Raw genomic sequence first — 300 nt, 5'->3', positions numbered from 1 at the left:
TAGTAATACAGTCAATGGTAATTTACGTGTTCTATCGATACGAACATATACAACATCTTTAGCATCTGTCTCATACTCTAACCAAGCACCACGGTTAGGAATGATTGTTGCATCATAGTTTTCACGTCCATTTTTATCGATTTTCTCGTTAAAATACACGGATGGTGAGCGAACCAATTGAGATACGATAACACGTTCAGCACCATTGATTACAAATGTACCAGTGTCTGTCATTAATGGGAAATCACCCATGAAGACTTCTTGTTCTTTAACTTCGCCTGTTTCTTTAATAATAAGACG

1 protein-coding gene is annotated in these 300 nt (G+C 36.7%); it reads right to left on the bottom strand.

Annotated features, from left to right (window positions below):
* A partial coding sequence (locus GNF10_RS37485; protein WP_185607539.1) for a hypothetical protein occupies positions 1-300 on the bottom strand: 300 nt, incomplete at both ends.

It is taken from the genome of Nostoc sp. UCD121, from assembly GCF_014222285.1.
In the GTDB taxonomy this organism is placed as follows: Bacteria; Cyanobacteriota; Cyanobacteriia; order Cyanobacteriales; family Nostocaceae; genus Nostoc.
The sequence above is the reverse complement of the archived record's forward strand: the minus strand, read 5'-3'. Positions and strand labels throughout refer to the sequence as shown.